Origin of the sequence: Pseudomonas hamedanensis (genome assembly GCF_014268595.2) — a bacterium.
Classification (GTDB): domain Bacteria; phylum Pseudomonadota; class Gammaproteobacteria; order Pseudomonadales; family Pseudomonadaceae; genus Aquipseudomonas; species Aquipseudomonas hamedanensis.
This window is the reverse complement of sequence record NZ_CP077091.1, coordinates 1,817,016-1,832,247: the sequence shown is the minus strand read 5'-3', so window position 1 is coordinate 1,832,247 and position 15,232 is coordinate 1,817,016. Positions and strand designations below refer to the sequence as shown.

12 protein-coding genes, 1 tRNA gene and 1 pseudogene are annotated in these 15,232 nt (G+C 55.6%); 8 read left to right on the top strand and 6 right to left on the bottom strand.

Going from position 1 to position 15,232, the window contains the following annotated elements:
• Positions 1 to 23 precede the first annotated feature (23 nt).
• The 7 genes from pheT (at position 24) to HU739_RS07815 (ending at position 7,730) form a co-directional block, all read left to right on the top strand.
• Positions 24 to 2,402, top strand: coding sequence for a phenylalanine--tRNA ligase subunit beta (pheT, locus tag HU739_RS07845; RefSeq protein ID WP_186551925.1), 2,379 nt, complete (start codon positions 24 to 26; stop codon positions 2,400 to 2,402).
• Between the two features lie 3 nt (positions 2,403 to 2,405).
• Positions 2,406 to 2,708, top strand: coding sequence for an integration host factor subunit alpha (gene ihfA, locus HU739_RS07840; protein ID WP_002553164.1), 303 nt, complete (start codon positions 2,406 to 2,408; stop codon positions 2,706 to 2,708).
• Positions 2,689 to 3,045, top strand: a complete 357-nt coding sequence (locus tag HU739_RS07835) for a MerR family transcriptional regulator (protein ID WP_003179985.1) — start codon at positions 2,689 to 2,691, stop codon at positions 3,043 to 3,045. Before ihfA ends, HU739_RS07835 begins: the two co-directional genes overlap by 20 nt.
• 89 nt (positions 3,046 to 3,134) lie before the next feature.
• Positions 3,135 to 3,211, top strand: a tRNA-Pro gene (locus HU739_RS07830).
• Between the two features lie 473 nt (positions 3,212 to 3,684).
• Positions 3,685 to 5,586: a potassium transporter Kup gene (locus HU739_RS07825; protein WP_186551924.1), complete on the top strand. Its 1,902-nt coding sequence runs from the start codon at positions 3,685 to 3,687 to the stop codon at positions 5,584 to 5,586.
• Positions 5,587 to 5,728: 142 nt separating this feature from the next.
• Positions 5,729 to 6,547 carry an alpha/beta fold hydrolase gene (locus tag HU739_RS07820; RefSeq protein ID WP_186551923.1) on the top strand — a complete coding sequence of 273 codons (819 nt, stop codon included), beginning with the start codon at positions 5,729 to 5,731 and terminating at the stop codon, positions 6,545 to 6,547.
• On the top strand, positions 6,537 to 7,730 hold the full coding sequence (locus tag HU739_RS07815) for a PAS domain-containing sensor histidine kinase (protein ID WP_186551922.1): 1,194 nt from the start codon (positions 6,537 to 6,539) through the stop codon (positions 7,728 to 7,730). Before HU739_RS07820 ends, HU739_RS07815 begins: the two co-directional genes overlap by 11 nt.
• 307 nt (positions 7,731 to 8,037) lie before the next feature.
• Here HU739_RS07815 and HU739_RS07810 read toward each other — a convergent pair whose 3' ends face one another.
• The gene (locus HU739_RS07810; RefSeq protein ID WP_186551920.1) at positions 8,038 to 8,949 is read right to left on the bottom strand and encodes a magnesium transporter CorA family protein; all 912 of its coding nucleotides are present in this window, start codon (positions 8,947 to 8,949) and stop codon (positions 8,038 to 8,040) included.
• 3 nt (positions 8,950 to 8,952) lie between these two features.
• Positions 8,953 to 10,533 carry a RimK family protein gene (locus HU739_RS07805; protein WP_217844309.1) on the bottom strand — a complete coding sequence of 527 codons (1,581 nt, stop codon included), beginning with the start codon at positions 10,531 to 10,533 and terminating at the stop codon, positions 8,953 to 8,955.
• A gap of 94 nt (positions 10,534 to 10,627) precedes the next feature.
• On the opposite strand from HU739_RS07805, the gene HU739_RS07800 reads away from it, so the two are divergent.
• Positions 10,628 to 11,722, top strand: a complete 1,095-nt coding sequence (locus HU739_RS07800) for a GNAT family N-acetyltransferase/peptidase C39 family protein (RefSeq protein ID WP_217844308.1) — start codon at positions 10,628 to 10,630, stop codon at positions 11,720 to 11,722.
• Positions 11,723 to 11,871: 149 nt separating this feature from the next.
• Here HU739_RS07800 and HU739_RS07795 read toward each other — a convergent pair whose 3' ends face one another.
• The 4 genes and pseudogenes from HU739_RS07795 to HU739_RS07785 form a co-directional block, all read right to left on the bottom strand.
• A complete protein-coding gene (locus tag HU739_RS07795) occupies positions 11,872 to 12,093 on the bottom strand; it encodes a hypothetical protein (protein ID WP_186552443.1) in 222 nt (73 codons plus the stop codon).
• Between the two features lie 569 nt (positions 12,094 to 12,662).
• Positions 12,663 to 13,175 (bottom strand): annotated as a pseudogene (locus HU739_RS07790) (Hcp family type VI secretion system effector).
• A gap of 900 nt (positions 13,176 to 14,075) precedes the next feature.
• On the bottom strand, positions 14,076 to 14,387 hold the full coding sequence (locus HU739_RS26995) for an EamA family transporter (RefSeq protein ID WP_407681948.1): 312 nt from the start codon (positions 14,385 to 14,387) through the stop codon (positions 14,076 to 14,078).
• Positions 14,377 to 15,006 carry a DMT family transporter gene (locus tag HU739_RS07785; RefSeq protein ID WP_186552444.1) on the bottom strand — a complete coding sequence of 210 codons (630 nt, stop codon included), beginning with the start codon at positions 15,004 to 15,006 and terminating at the stop codon, positions 14,377 to 14,379. Before HU739_RS07785 ends, HU739_RS26995 begins: the two co-directional genes overlap by 11 nt.
• Positions 15,007 to 15,232 lie beyond the last annotated feature (226 nt).

The window sequence follows — 15,232 nt, the reverse complement described above, 5'->3', positions numbered from 1 at the left end:
TAACGAATTCTTAGGAGAGCAGGATGAAATTCAGTGAACAATGGCTGCGTGGCTGGGTTAGCCCGCAGGTAAATCGCGACGAGCTGGTTGCCCGTCTGTCGATGGCCGGTCTTGAGGTCGATAGCGTCACTCCGGCCGCCGGTGTATTCAGTGGCGTGGTGGTGGGCGAGGTGCTGAGCACCGAGCAACACCCGGATGCCGACAAGTTGCGCGTGTGCCAGGTCAGCAATGGCGCGGAAACCTTCCAGGTCGTGTGCGGTGCGCCAAACGTGCGCCCGGGCCTGAAGATTCCGTTCGCCATGATCGGTGCCGAGCTGCCAGGCGATTTCAAGATCAAGAAGGCCAAGCTGCGTGGCGTTGAGTCGAACGGCATGCTGTGCTCGCAAGCCGAGTTGCAGATTGGCGAAGGCAACGATGGTCTGATGGAGCTGCCGGCCGATGCGCCGGTGGGCGAAGACATCCGCGTGTATCTGGACCTGGAAGACGCCAGCATCGAGGTCGACCTGACCCCGAACCGTGGCGACTGCCTGTCCCTCGCTGGTCTGGCCCGCGAAGTCGGCGCGCTGTATGACGCCCCGGTGACTCGTCCGGTCGTAAATGCCGTCCCGGCCGCACACGACGAAGTGCGTCCGGTCGAAGTGCTGGCGCCTGCCGCATGCCCGCGTTACCTGGGGCGCGTGATCCGCAATGTTGACCTGTCCAAACCAACGCCGCTGTGGATGGTTGAGCGTCTGCGTCGCGCCGACGTGCGCAGCATCGATGCGGCCGTTGACATCACTAACTACGTGATGCTTGAGCTGGGTCAGCCGTTGCACGCCTTCGATCTTGCCGAGATCAATGGCGGCATCCGTGTGCGCATGGCCGAAGACGGCGAGAAGCTGGTACTGCTCGACGGTCAGGAAGTCAGCCTGCGCAGCGATACGCTGGTCATCGCCGACCACACCCGCGCGCTGGCGATTGCCGGTGTCATGGGCGGCGAGCACAGCGGTGTGTCTGCGACCACGCGCGACGTATTCCTTGAATCGGCGTTCTTCGATCAGATCGCTGTGGCGGGCAAGGCCCGTTCCTATGGCCTGCACACCGACGCGTCGCACCGCTACGAGCGTGGCGTCGACTGGCAACTGGCCCGTGAAGCCATGGAGCGCGCCACTGGCCTGCTGCTGGACATCACCGGTGGCGAAGCTGGCCCGATCATCGAAACCGTCAGCGAGGCGCATCTGCCGTCGATCGCACCGATCACTTTGCGTGCCCAGCGCATCACGCAGATGCTCGGCATGGAGATGGATTCGGCGCAGGTCGAGCGTCTGCTCGGCGCGCTGGGTCTGACCATCAGTGCCGAGGGGGCAGGGCAGTGGCGCGTAGAAGTGCCAAGCCATCGCTTCGATATCAGCCTGGAAGTCGACCTGATCGAAGAGCTGGCCCGTCTGTACGGCTACAACCGCCTGCCGGTTCGTTACCCGCAAGCGCGTCTGGCGCCACAAGCCAAGGCTGAAGCGCGTAGCGATCTGCCTGAGCTGCGTCGCCTGTTGGTAGCACGTGGTTATCAGGAAGCGATCACCTACAGCTTCATCGATCCGAAGCAGTTCGAACTGTTCAACCCGGGCGTCGAGCCGCTGCTGCTGGCCAATCCGATCTCCAATGACATGGCCGCCATGCGCTCGTCGCTGTGGCCGGGTCTGGTCAAGGCATTGCAGCACAACCTCAACCGTCAACAGGATCGCGTGCGTCTGTTCGAGAGCGGTCTGCGCTTTGTCGGTCAGCTCGAAGGTTTGAAGCAAGAGCCGATGCTCTCCGGTGTTGTCTGCGGTAGCCGTCTGCCGGAAGGCTGGGCGCAAGGTCGCGACACCGTTGATTTCTTCGACGTCAAAGCCGACGTGGAAGCGGTGCTGGGCTTCGCAGGCGCACTGGATTCGTTCACCTTCGCACCGGGCAAACATCCGGCGCTGCACCCGGGTCAAACCGCGCGCATCGAACGCGAAGGTCGCGAAGTGGGTTTCATTGGCGCCATTCACCCTGAGCTGTCGAAAGCGTTGGGTCTGGACCGTCCTGTGTTCGTTTTCGAGCTGGTTCTGGCGGAAGTGGCACTCGGTAAAATGCCGAAATTCCACGAGTTGTCGCGCTTTCCTGAAGTGCGTCGTGACCTTGCACTGATTGCGCACAAAGAGGTCGCGTCCGCGGCGGTACTGGACGTAATCCGTGAAAATGCAGGCGAATGGCTCACAGATCTCAGGCTGTTTGACGTGTATCAGGGTAAAGGCATTGATCCTGATAGAAAAAGCCTTGCAGTTGGCTTGACCTGGCAGCATCCATCGCGCACTCTTAATGACGATGAGGTGAATTCGACGACGCAAAATATCCTCACCTCGCTCGAACAAAGGTTGAACGCCACGTTAAGGAAGTGACGTATGGGGGCTTTGACGAAAGCTGAGATGGCGGAACGTCTGTATGAAGAGCTGGGCCTGAACAAGCGGGAAGCCAAGGAATTGGTCGAACTGTTTTTCGAGGAAATCAGGCACGCTCTTGAAGACAACGAGCAGGTCAAATTGTCCGGTTTCGGCAATTTCGACCTTCGGGACAAACGCCAGCGGCCTGGCCGCAACCCGAAAACGGGGGAAGAAATTCCGATCACGGCTCGCCGTGTGGTCACCTTTCGTCCAGGGCAGAAGTTGAAGGCCCGAGTTGAGGCTTATGCTGGAACCAAGTCATAACGACGAACTACCCGTCATCCCGGGCAAACGCTACTTCACCATCGGTGAAGTCAGCGAGCTGTGTGCCGTAAAGCCACACGTGCTGCGCTACTGGGAGCAGGAGTTTCCTCAGCTAAACCCCGTCAAACGCCGCGGAAACCGCCGGTATTATCAGCGCCAGGACGTGCTGATGATCCGGCAGATCCGCGCGCTCCTTTACGATCAGGGTTTCACCATCGGCGGCGCACGTCTGCGCTTGTCCGGCGACGAAGCCAAAGACGACACCACCCAGTACAAACAAATGATTCGGCAGATGATTGCCGAGCTGGAAGACGTACTGGTAGTGCTCAAGAAGTAAAAAGCTGCGTTTGAATACTTCCAGTTTTCAAACGCTTGCGATATATTCTTGAGCGTTCTTCGAAGCTGAAGAACACATGCAACATCAGTCGGGGCGTAGCGCAGTCCGGTAGCGCACTAGCATGGGGTGCTAGGGGTCGAGTGTTCGAATCACTCCGTCCCGACCATATAATTCAAGGGGTTGCGAGATTTTATCTCGCGACCCCTTTTTATTTTTAGTTCTTTTTACGCCTACAAATCGACTGGCTCTCGGTGGAATCGTCACTGTATTCGTAGGAGTTCATGCATTACTTGGCGGACTTTTTATGTGCAAAGCCGTGAAGAATTTTACGTTTTCTTTACGGTGAATTCCGTTACTCACAACGATACTGGTCGGCAAAATTGACAGTGATTTTGTGCCTCGCAACCCTTACCTTTTTCGGTTAAACCCCCTGAACTTCTCGGTTTGATCGATGCTGCATTAAGGGGGCAGAGATGGTGCAGGTCGTTCGCAGGCCGTTCAGAAAGAGTGATCACTTAGCTGTGCAAGGACTACAGCCTTTATTACTCATTTGAATCTGATGGCAGTTTCGGTGAAGTCCACACGGCCTTGAAACCTCACGGAATGCGTTTTCGGCCCTCAATATTCGAGACGTAGAAAGTGAGCGAAACAGCGACCCATGCAATTGAAGATGCCCATCGCAAGACATCAGGAGTGGGCTTGCTCGTCGCTGCGGTCGGGGTGGTGTATGGAGATATTGGCACCAGCCCCCTCTACACGCTTAAGGAAGTGTTTGCCGGTCACTACGGTGTCCAGGCTAACCACGATGGCGTGCTGGGCATTCTGTCGTTGATCTTTTGGTCACTTATCTGGGTGGTCTCGATCAAGTACGTGCTGTTCATCCTTCGGGCGAACAACCAGGGCGAAGGCGGCATCATGGCGTTGACTGCATTGGCCCGCCGTGCGGCTACGCCTTATCCGCATATGAGTAAGGTGCTCGTACTGCTCGGTTTGTTCGGTGCAGCGCTTTTCTACGGTGACAGCATGATCACCCCAGCTATTTCTGTGCTGTCTGCGGTAGAAGGGTTGCAACTGGCATTTGATGGGATCGAGCATTGGGTCGTGCCGATCTCGGTCATCGTGCTGGTGGGTCTGTTCCTAATTCAGAAGCATGGCACGGCTCGTATCGGCATCCTGTTTGGCCCGGTCATGGTGCTGTGGTTTGTCGTGTTGGGTGCGCTCGGAATCTACGGAATTTTGCAGCGCCCGGAGGTGCTGCAAGCGCTCAATCCCGCATGGGCGCTGCAGTTCTTTGTCAGTCATCCGGGAATAGGTGTGGCAATATTGGGCGCTGTTGTTCTGGCGCTCACTGGTGCCGAAGCGCTGTATGCCGACATGGGGCATTTCGGTCGAAAACCCATTTCCCGGGCCTGGTTCATCCTGGTGCTCCCAGGACTGGTTCTGAATTATTTCGGCCAGGGTGCTTTGATTCTTGAGAATCCTGAGGCGGTACGTAATCCGTTCTATTTGCTTGCGCCGAATTGGGCGCTGCTGCCTATGGTCGGGCTTTCGACGCTGGCCACGATCATTGCTTCTCAAGCCGTGATATCCGGCGCCTTCTCACTGACGCGTCAGGCTATCCAGCTCGGGTACGTGCCTCGAATGTTTGTCCAGCACACCTCCAGCCAGGAACAGGGGCAGATCTACATCGGCACGGTTAACTGGGCCTTGATGGTCGGTGTTGTACTGCTGGTGATCGGGTTCGAGTCATCCAGCGCCTTGGCTGCCGCTTATGGAGTCGCGGTGACAGGCACCATGTTGATCACAACGATCCTGTCTTCGGCTGTCGTCCTGCTGCTATGGAAAACGCCGCGCTGGCTGGCAATCCCGATGCTGCTTGGCTTCTTGCTCGTCGACAGCTTGTACTTTGCGGCCAACGCTCCGAAAATTTTTCAGGGCGGTGCATTCCCGGTCATTGCCGGTGTTGCTCTTTTCATTCTGATGACCACTTGGAAGCGGGGTCGAAAAATCATTGTTGAGCGGCTGGATGAAACCGCGCTTCCTTTGCCCTTGTTCATCAGCAGCATTCGCTCGCAGCCTCCACATCGAGTGCAAGGAACAGCAGTCTTTCTCACAGCCAGGGCCGATGCCGTACCTCACGCGCTGCTGCACAATTTGCTGCATAACCAGGTCTTGCATGAGCAAGTGGTACTCCTAACCGTCGTGTCTGAAGACAGCCCGCGCGTCCGTCCTGAGCATAGGTTCGAGGTAGAGGCTTATGGTGAAGGTTTTTTCCGAGTGAGTCTTCACTTCGGTTTTATGGAGGAAGCTGACGTTCCTCTGGCATTGAGTCTTTGCCACCTGGCTGACCTTGATTTCAGGCCAATGCGCACAACGTATTTTTTGAGCCGAGAGACCGTTATTCCTACCAAACGAATCGGCATGGCGCGTTGGCGGGAAAGCCTTTTTGCGTTCTTGCTAAAGAACGCGAACAGTAACCTTAAATACTTCAAGTTACCCCTCAACAGGGTCATCGAGCTGGGTACTCAAGTGGAGATGTAGTCGATCTGTTGAGGGCCCGTAGCCGTTAGGTTCGAATCTGAACTTTCGTGTTGAGAGAGCCCTACGCGGTGACGCGCAGTGCGCAGCCGTCTACACTGCGCGCTGCGCCTGAAAGTCCTTCGGGTCATTCGGAGCGTCCCGCATGTCTGTCCAGTATCGCAATAACGTAAAAGTAGTAGGCGATGGCTCGGCTACGTTGGTCTTTTCCCACGGGTTTGGCTGCGATCAAACCATGTGGTGTTACCTCGTCGACCATTTTACCAATCGCTTCAGGGTCGTCCTTTATGATCTTGTTGGTGCGGGACAGTCTGATCTCACGGCTTATGACCCGGAAAAATACAGTTCACTAGACGGGTACGCGCAAGATCTGGCTGAAATCATCGATGAGTTCGCTATCGGCCCAGTCATAGTGGTCGGTCACTCCGTCAGTGCCATGATCGGCGCATTGACAGATAGAGCTCATAGGGGCCGCATCAATGCTCACGTGATGATTGGGCCCTCACCTTGCTATGTCGACTCCGGGGATTACGTCGGAGGATTTAAGCTCGAGGACATCCGCTCGTTGCTGGATACCCTCGACAGCAATTATCTCGGCTGGTCGAGCACCATGGCACCCGTCATCATGGGCGCTCCCGGGCAACCAGCTCTTGGTGAGACGCTGACGAATAGCTTTTGCCGTACTGATCCGGAGATCGCAAAGCAATTTGCCCGAGTGACGTTCATGTCGGATAACCGGGATGACGTAATCGGTTTAGAAACTCCGACACTAATATTGCAGTCCACGGATGACATCATCGCTCCTGTCGCCGTAGGTGAGTACCTGCATCAGATCCTGCCCAATAGCACCCTCTGTCTAGTTGCCAATGTCGGTCACTGTCCTCATATGAGTGTCCCAAGCGCATGCTCCGAAGCTATGGACAGTTTCCTTTCGCGTTGGACGGAAGGCGACGATGGCCGGTGAAACGTCCCTGATTCCCGATCAACAGTCGCTGTTTGACGATGCGCCGTGCGGCCAGATCGTGACTCGGGAAGACGGCAGCATCCTGCGTGCCAATAAAACTTTTTGTACCTGGATCGGTTGGGAAAAGACCGATCTGGAGGGCCGGCGCTTTCAAGACCTGCTTACGATCGGCGGACGAATTTTTCACCAAACTCATTGGTCGCCGCTGATCCAAATGCAAGGTTCGGTGGCCGAGGTGAAACTGGATCTAGTTCACCGAGACAAGACCACAATTTCCATGCTCCTCAATGGCGTTCGTCAGCAGCTCGAGTCCGGCGTTGTTTATCAGTTGGCGTTGTTCTGCACCACCGACCGGGATAAGTACGAACGTGAGCTATTGAAAGCTCGGCAACTCGCAGAAGGTCTTCTCGCGAATAAAGTAGCTGCTGAAGCAGCATTGTCGCAAGCGCAGACGCAATTGAACAAAGCTTATGAAAAAGCTCAGCGTCGCGCGGTATTCGCTGAGCAAATGGTCGCGATCGTCAGCCATGACCTCAAGAACCCGCTGACGGCTATCAAAATGGCGGCAGAGATTCTCGGTCGGAAAATGCCTGACGGCAAAGAAAAGCTGATGTTGAGCCATATCAGCAGCTCAACCGATCGGGCGCATCGAATGATCGCTGATCTTCTGGATTTTGCCTTGGCCAGAGTCGGACGAGGTATATCCGTTTCGCGTTCAGCCATTGCCTTGCATTCAGTGGTGGCTCAGAGCATCGCAGAGCTACAGGTGGCCTTTCCGGATGCCGATCTTAAGCATCAATCGGTTGGGCGGGGAGGTGTCGAACTCGACTCTGACCGCATACAACAGATCATTGGCAACTTGGTCGCCAACAGTGCGGCTTACGGCGACCTGACAAAACCGATCACTGTCCTCTCCAGCCTTGATGTTAACCGCGCGAGCATTTCGGTTCACAACTTCGGCCCAGCGATTCCTGAGTCTGCTCGGCCCAAGCTTTTCGAACCGATGACCCGTGGTTCAGACCAGGATGGTCAGCACCGTAGCGTGGGACTTGGTCTCTTTATCGTCCGGGAAATCGCTATGGCCCACGGCGGCGATATCTCCGTGCACTCGACTGCTGAAGGAGGCACCACGTTTACGGTCAATTTCCCCCAGATATCCTCGTTCTCAGACGGAGAGGAATAAGGCAGAACTTGTGGTGAACCCGAGGCCTGAGTTACTTCCTAGCCGGTTATGGTTTTTAAAGTCTGAGGGAGCGATAGCATCGGCTTCGTCGGGCCTGATTGTTAATCCTTAGTGCTCCCGGGGGCTGATACGGATGGCCTTGTCTTTCACAGGTAGCTTGGGCTTGTCGGCTTTGAACTGTGATCGATGGTCGAGAATACTGATCAGACTACCCACAACCGCGATTACAACCAGCATTAACATACCGATATCCGAAGATTGCATCGGTTGCTCCTGAGCGAATGCACATTTATAAATAGCGGCCTCGTTAGGCCATTCGCCGTAATGCGAAAACCATTCCCGCACCCACGACTCCCATGCATGCGATCAGCGCGGGAAAAGAGACCCACCATGGAATACCGGACGTCGCCATGCTGAATTCCGACATCCCACCAATGCCGGCGATGAGGTTCAACGGAAGAAACACGACATTGATGAGCGTGAGCTTGCGCAAGGCCCGATTCATGCTGTTGTTCGCAAGGTTGCCGTGCGACTCGATCAGGTTGGCGAACACCTTCGCGTGAATTTTGGCCAGCTGATAGCTTTGTTCGTTTTCCACAATCAGGTCGTTTAACGAATCCAGTTGGCTGTCACTGAAGCCTTGTCGCTGGCCGTGGTTTCTCAGCAGGGTCAGAACGGCTCCGTTACTCTGAATCGCATTCACGTAGTACACGAGGCTTTCGCTCAGGTTGTACATCTGCGCCAGCTGCTGGTTGTCCATTGCCCGGGTGAACGGATGTTGAATCTCCCGGGCAATCTGTTTGACCACGCGCAAATGACCCAGGTAGTGATGAACGCTTTCAGCGAGCAACGCCATCAGCACGTCCAGCGGCCCAGTCATTTGCCGATCGTGCTCAAGGCTGGAGAGCAGCGAGTTGCTCGCACAAATCACCACCAGCCGCTTTTCACTCAACACCACGCCGAACGAAGAGACGTTGAATGCTCGCCCATCAAAGCTTTCCGGGCGCTTCCAGATCAGGAACAGTTGATCTGGTTTGATTTCGATTCGGGCCACCTCATCAGGATCCAGGGACGATTCGATCGCTTGAGCGCCAATGCCCACGCATCTCTGTAACTCGGATTGTTCGGCTGCGTCCGGGGCGACAGACAGCCAAATGCTCGCACCCTCTTTTGATGCGCAGCGCAGGGAGCCAGACTGGATAGAGTAACCTTCAATCATCGGTCACCACGCCTGGCCACGGTGTTTCAGTTCCAGCCTTTGCGTGAAGGCATGGAGTACACGCAGATAGAGTTCGTTTCCAAGCACTGCGTCCTCGATGCCGGCGTCCAGGTTAGGGTTGTCGTTCACTTCGATTACCAGTACCCGATCACCTGCCTGCTTGAGGTCGACGCCGTAGAGCCCATCCCCGATGAGGCGGGCCGTTTGTACGGCAAGCAGTACGACTTCGGGCGGGGCTTGATCCACGGGCACCGCCTCGCACATCCCGTTGATTTCCCCAGAAGCCGCCTTGTGGTTGTAAATCTGCCAATGCCCTTTGGACATGAAGTATCTACACGCGTAAAGCGCCTCGCCGTTGAGCACACCGACGCGCCAATCGTATTCGGTGTAGCAATACTTCTGGGCAAGCAGCAGCACGGAGTGCTCGAACAACTCCTGGGCAGCAGTGGCCAATGCTTGCGCGTCGATGACTTTGATGACGCCTCGTGAGAAACAACCATCGGGAATCTTCAGCACCAAAGGGAAACCCAGACGACGCCCGACATTCTCAAGCTCCTGGGGACGATCCTTGTAGAGTATCTCCGTTGCCGGCATGCCCAGACCTCGACGCTTCAGCAAGTCGGCCAGGTAAACCTTGTTGGTGCATCGCAGAATTGACGACGGATCGTCAATGACCACGAGTCCTTCGCTTTCAGCCTTTTTCGCAAACCGATAGGTGTGATCATCCACTCGTGTCGTTTCGCGAATGAACAGCGCGTCGAATTCAGCGAGGCGCGCATAATCCTTTTTCTCGATCAGCTCGACATCGATACCCAGTTGTTTGCCGGCGTCGATGAAGCGCTCCAATGCCATCGGATTGGAAGGTGGTAGCGCCTCAGCAGGATCATGCAGGATGGCCAGGTCGTATCGGGCAACGCGTTTGGATGCAGGCTGTCGCCAAGTCCTGCGGTTGAAGGCATCCAGCGCGTCAGCGAAGACATGCTGTTGTTCGTCCCGAAGCTTGTGCAGCGCCCCGGCTTTGATACCTGCGATCTGCCACGTCTCACCCCTGCGAAATTCCACCAGCAGAATGGGGCAGGGGAAGGCCTCGAACAGTTGGCGACCGATCTCTTGCAGCGGTTCAATCGACGCCTTGCCGAAGTACAACGAGAGCGTGAAGGCTTCGGTTTCGCCGTAGGGATGGTTTGCCAGCGCTCCCTCCAGGGTACGCTCAAGATCATTCAGCCCGACGCCGTAAAGCGCTTTGCGTGCCAACTCGCTGACGGTGCGTACCGAGGGGAAAACCTTCTGCCCGCGGGCCTCGGCCAGCAATGAGCAGTAGTAACCCTGGCCGAGGTATTTGTAATTGCGGCAGAGGTTGATGACTTGGGTACGGTGAGGAAAATCATCACTGTGTTCAAGGTAGTCCTGAGCGAGCATCAGGCTCTCGCTGGGTAAGTAATCGGCCCAGTCGTCCTTCCGCTCCACGAGGATCAGCAGTCGACTCCCTGAGTGTTTGAGACTGGGAGGTTCCTCGCTGAGGGAGATTGTCGAATGCTCGGTTTTGTCTAATACTTCGTTCACGTTGGCTTGCACCGCTGACATGAGTAATGGATCCCTGTTGAAGAAGACGCCGCTTCAATAAATCACGGGCTCCTCGGCCTGTCCCGGTTCGTTACTCAAAAATTACGGTGTTGCCATGTCTTTTGATTTTCGCTTTGCATCGATGGACGATATCGACGATCTGGTCGAATTGGAGCAGGAATGTTTTACGCTTGACCGATTGAATCAGCGCAACTTCAGCTGGATGCTCAGTCGAGCCAATGCATCTCTGATCGTCGCCACCTCGGGCGAAAAACTGGCCGGATATGCCTTGGTGCTTTTTCACCGAGGCACTTCGCTTGGACGCTTGTATTCCATTGCCGTCAGCCCCGCATGGCGAGGGCATAACCTTGGCCAGCGTCTGCTGGATGAAGCCCAGGCCTGCGCGTTAGCGCGCAATTGCGCATGGCTGCGGCTGGAGGTGCGCGCTGATAACCCCGCCGCCATTCGGCTCTACGAAGCAAATGGGTTCCATCGATTCGCAATCGTCGAGAACTACTACGAAGATCACGCTGAGGCGTTGCGCTACGAGAAACGCATCCTGTGTGATGCTCCAACCCCCGCACGCCAGGTGCCCTATTACCCGCAGACCACCGATTTCACCTGCGGCGCTGCGTGTCTGCTAATGGCCATGGCAGCGATCGACGCGAGCCGTACCATGAGTCGCTCGGAGGAGATACAACTCTGGCGCGAGGCGACCACCGTTTTCATGACAGGAGGGCACGGTGGCTGCAGTCCTCGAGGTTTGGCGTTGGCGGCCTGGCGGCGCGGTTTCGATGTGCGTCTGGAGGTCAGTCATGAGGGCTCGCTTTTCTTGCATGGCGTACGCAGCGCAGAAAAAAAAGCGATCATGCAGCTGGTCGAGGACGGCTTCGCGCAGGACTTGGCCACAACGACAGTTGACCAGGTTCTGGCGTCAACTCTGGACATTGCCGCTGCGCTGAAGGCGGGCTACAAACCTGTGGTGTTGATCAGTAGCTACCGATTCACCCGTTTGAAAGCGCCTCACTGGGTCATCATCACCGGTTGCGACGAGGACTTGGTTTATCTGCATGATCCAGATGTCGATCACAGCAAGCTGAAACGCAGTCTGGACTGTCAGCACTTGCCAGTGAGCCATGAGGAGTTCCTGCGGATGACGGTGTTTGGCGTTCAGCGCGTTCGCGCCGCTGTCATGTTACGCGCGCGTTGACGGGACGCCGTTGAGGCCGCAGATAGCGATGAGCTGCCTATTGGGGGCACAATGAGCCAACAGGCTTGCGCTGCGCTAGCTAAGCTTGTATGGGCGCAGATCGAAGGCGCTCATTATCAACCGTACTCCCGCTACTAGTACGTTTCGTCTCAGCCATACATGTACAGAAGGTCGTCGGTTAGCTCCAGCTCCTGCTGCGTGTACTGGACTTTGTTGTACCGCCTAATGTCCTCAAACACACCTCTAATCGGAACTTGCCGCGAAGAGTCCTGGATAATTTCGATCAGGCGGTCGTAATCCGGGTCTCTTCCCTTGAGGTATTTTTCAATCAGTTTTTTGAGCGCTACGCGCGCCTCTAGATCGGTAAGCATCGTTACTTCTCCGGCAAAATCGTGACTTCATCTGCTTTGATGATAGTGGTGGTACCCGGTTGGGATGAGTTGCTGCGCACCACCCGAACCGTACTCAGGGCACGCTTTGGTGAACGGTTCCAGGTTTGGACCTTTCCCACCGGGCTCGTAAGATACTGTAGCGTTGGGTACGCCATCTTTGTAGAGTTGGAGCGTGTCAAACTTCAAGCGAAGACGACCATCACTCCACACGGGATCCGGGTCAGCTGGAGTAACATGGTTCGGCGCTCGCACCTGAAAAGCTTCCATTGCAGCTTTTTCCGTCTCACATTTCCTGGATCCGAAATACGACAGTCGTGCGTCGCCGGTATTGATCGTGTTCTGCGCATGAGTATTTCCGGTTCCGTCAGCGTTCTTGTAGCTCATGTATCGATATGCCATCGAAGGTAAGGTCGAGTCCGGTCCGGACGGTCCAACATAAAAATCTAGCTTCGACTCGACGACCGCCAGAGGGGTGACTTCTCCAGTCTTCACGCTGAAGTCTGCAAGGGTAGGGGTGGTGCTGGGAGAAGATGATTCTCCAGCCGTAATTAAACGACTGGAGCACGCCAGTCATCGGAACCGAAGTACCGGATATTTCGTGGGTCCAAGTGATTTTGCGGTAAGTGAACTGTACTTTTTCCAGGTGGGTGAAGTGCGCGTTGCCTGGATCCTGGCAGTTGTGCATTTTGTTTGATGGCGACGATGATCGCGTCTTCCAGTTTGGTGGTGTAGTAGTGCTCGTGGGTGCCTTGCGCCGAAGTGCGGTACCACTGGATAACGATCTCGCTCATGCGCTCGCCGGAAGTCAGTGCGGCTTGCAGCAGAGGCGAAGCCTTGTCGTAGACCTTGGTGATCACAACTGGCTTGTGTACGCGCTGACCGGTTGGCTGACCGGATTGCGGGTCACGCGGGATGATCACGTCGTGGGTGAACGCCTGAACCATGACCTGGTCTTCGTGACCTTCCTGGTGGGTGTTGCCAACGGAGTCGGCGGTGAAGGCGCCGGCAGTGATCAGGCCTTGTTTTTCGCCGGTAACCGACATGTACGCTGGTGTTGCCATGGGGTGCTCTCCTTGCGGAATAAAGTTAAGGCCCCGGAGGCGAAATCGCCCGGTGGGTGGCTGAACGGTTATCAACGAGCGTGCCGGGTTTGGTGAGGCGCCCGTGAGGCGGGGGTTGAGCTGAGGTCGACCGCTAAACGTAGGATGTTTGGCCGTGGTTTGGGCAAAAGTGCGCAAGAAGTTGGCTATAGGCCTTTAAGCACGCGGGCTGCAGAGGATTTCCCCTGAAATATTACGACATGCCGCGCAACTTCTTGCGCAGTATGGAGACAGGCCGTGGTGCGTGGTTGTACGTTCTACAATTTTTGCAAAAGTGAAGGAGCCATCTCTTGCAATCAAGCGTGCTGACATTCTGGACTGACCGCTTTCGGCCTTAGCGGTGGTCCCTCAACTGCGAATACAAACCGACAGGCGGTTATTCCAGTCGCCCCTCTGCATTGAACCTGCTTTTTTCTAGCGCAATCCACTGGTCACGGAGGGGCAATTTTATGAAGTATATGTGCTGGATATGTTGGGAAAATGCAGAGTGTCGATCTATTGCCGGGGACTGGGTAAGTATTGAATGTAACGCCTGTGGCCGGTATTTCATCAGCAGGCGATTCATGCAAGAGAACGTAGGCAAGACGCTTGACGTGCGGGCAATGAGATATCTGAACGCCTACGCGAGGTCTGCGGGAGTATTACCGACCATCAGCTACGGAACGGCTCGTTTCACGGAAACACGTAAGCACTTCGTATGACAGTGCGCGCTGAGAGGGTAGGTCAGCCGTCTCCGTATCTCCAAAGCGCCACCGAAAGTCGCTGAACCAAGCGCGTTTACAACTGAGGGTCATTCGATCGAACCTCCACTTCTGGCCGAAAGCTACCGCTCACGAACGACGTCTCTGGGCCAATAACCGCCTATGGATTACATTTTTGGGCACGCAAAATCAGCAAACCGGCAATGACAATCAAAAAAATTCCGGCCCATGTAAAAATTTCTGGCACCTCCTGGAACAGTAAATAACCCCAAAGGCAGGCAAAAACCAGGTAGGCATAGTCGAAAGTTCCGATAAGTGCTGGAGGCGCAACTTGGTAGGCTTTGGCGGTAGCGGTATTTATGAAAATCAGAGTGCACGCGTAACAGAAGATAAAAAGCATCTCCTGCCAACCAGGCGTCTGCCATGGAGAGAGTAAAAACGCGGCACCAGTGACAGTGGACTCACTGACCATTAGCGATGCGATGGATACCTCCGATGACGGCGGCGACAAGAAAAGCGATATTCAACCCCAGCGCCAATATCAGTGGATGTTCCTTGCGACAATGTCGGCGTGTCACAACCATCGCGAGCGCATAGAAAACAGCCGCAATGACAGGGAGCAGGGTTGCAAGAACGAAAATATCTGATCCTGGGCGTAACACTGTGGCGACACCCGCGAAGCCTATCCCCATAGCAACCCACCCACGCAGCGATAACGGCTCATCTCCATAAAGGGTGGAGAAAAGAGCTATGAAAAGAGGAGTCGTGTAGATCGCCACAGCAGCCACTGATAACGGGATCAACGGTAATGCCGAGTAGTACGTTACCCACATTAACAACAGCAGAATGCTCCTGGTTGTTACCCAAAACACCGAAGCAATAGCGTGTCGACCTGATTTGATGTCTTTGCCGAGCCAGGCTCCAAGGGTCGGAACCGACAGGCAGGACACGATGAGGAACAACTGCCAGAGCGGTAGTCTGGCGCTGAAATATTTGATCGCTGCATCGGCCAGAGAAAGGAGGAAGACAGCAGCGCTGATTAGCAATATGCCCTTGGGAACGCTGTCGACGCTTGCACTATACTTGCTCACGCACCGCACCCCTGTTCCGTCAATAAGCTGAGATCCTAACAGACGGTGGCGCATTCCTAGAGCAAATAGCCAACACGTTAGGCGCCAACTTCACTGCTGGCCGTTTTGACTATCTTCCCTGCTAGCTCTGGTGTAGGGCCCATTTGCGAACGGCTACCTATGGCCGAAAGCCCCGTTTCGAAACGTACTGCTGTTCACCGTATGCGGGTGGCGACGAACTTCCGCT

Coding starts and splice junctions, on each gene's coding strand:
- pheT (WP_186551925.1), top strand. CDS start 24: ATGAAATTCAGTGAACAATGGCTGCGTGGCTGGGTTAGCCCGCAGGTA.
- ihfA (WP_002553164.1), top strand. CDS start 2,406: ATGGGGGCTTTGACGAAAGCTGAGATGGCGGAACGTCTGTATGAAGAG.
- HU739_RS07835 (WP_003179985.1), top strand. CDS start 2,689: ATGCTGGAACCAAGTCATAACGACGAACTACCCGTCATCCCGGGCAAA.
- HU739_RS07820 (WP_186551923.1), top strand. CDS start 5,729: ATGTCTGTCCAGTATCGCAATAACGTAAAAGTAGTAGGCGATGGCTCG.
- HU739_RS07815 (WP_186551922.1), top strand. CDS start 6,537: ATGGCCGGTGAAACGTCCCTGATTCCCGATCAACAGTCGCTGTTTGAC.
- HU739_RS07810 (WP_186551920.1), bottom strand. CDS start 8,949: ATGATTGAAGGTTACTCTATCCAGTCTGGCTCCCTGCGCTGCGCATCA.
- HU739_RS07805 (WP_217844309.1), bottom strand. CDS start 10,533: ATGTCAGCGGTGCAAGCCAACGTGAACGAAGTATTAGACAAAACCGAG.
- HU739_RS07800 (WP_217844308.1), top strand. CDS start 10,628: ATGTCTTTTGATTTTCGCTTTGCATCGATGGACGATATCGACGATCTG.
- HU739_RS07795 (WP_186552443.1), bottom strand. CDS start 12,093: ATGCTTACCGATCTAGAGGCGCGCGTAGCGCTCAAAAAACTGATTGAA.
- HU739_RS26995 (WP_407681948.1), bottom strand. CDS start 14,387: ATGGTCAGTGAGTCCACTGTCACTGGTGCCGCGTTTTTACTCTCTCCA.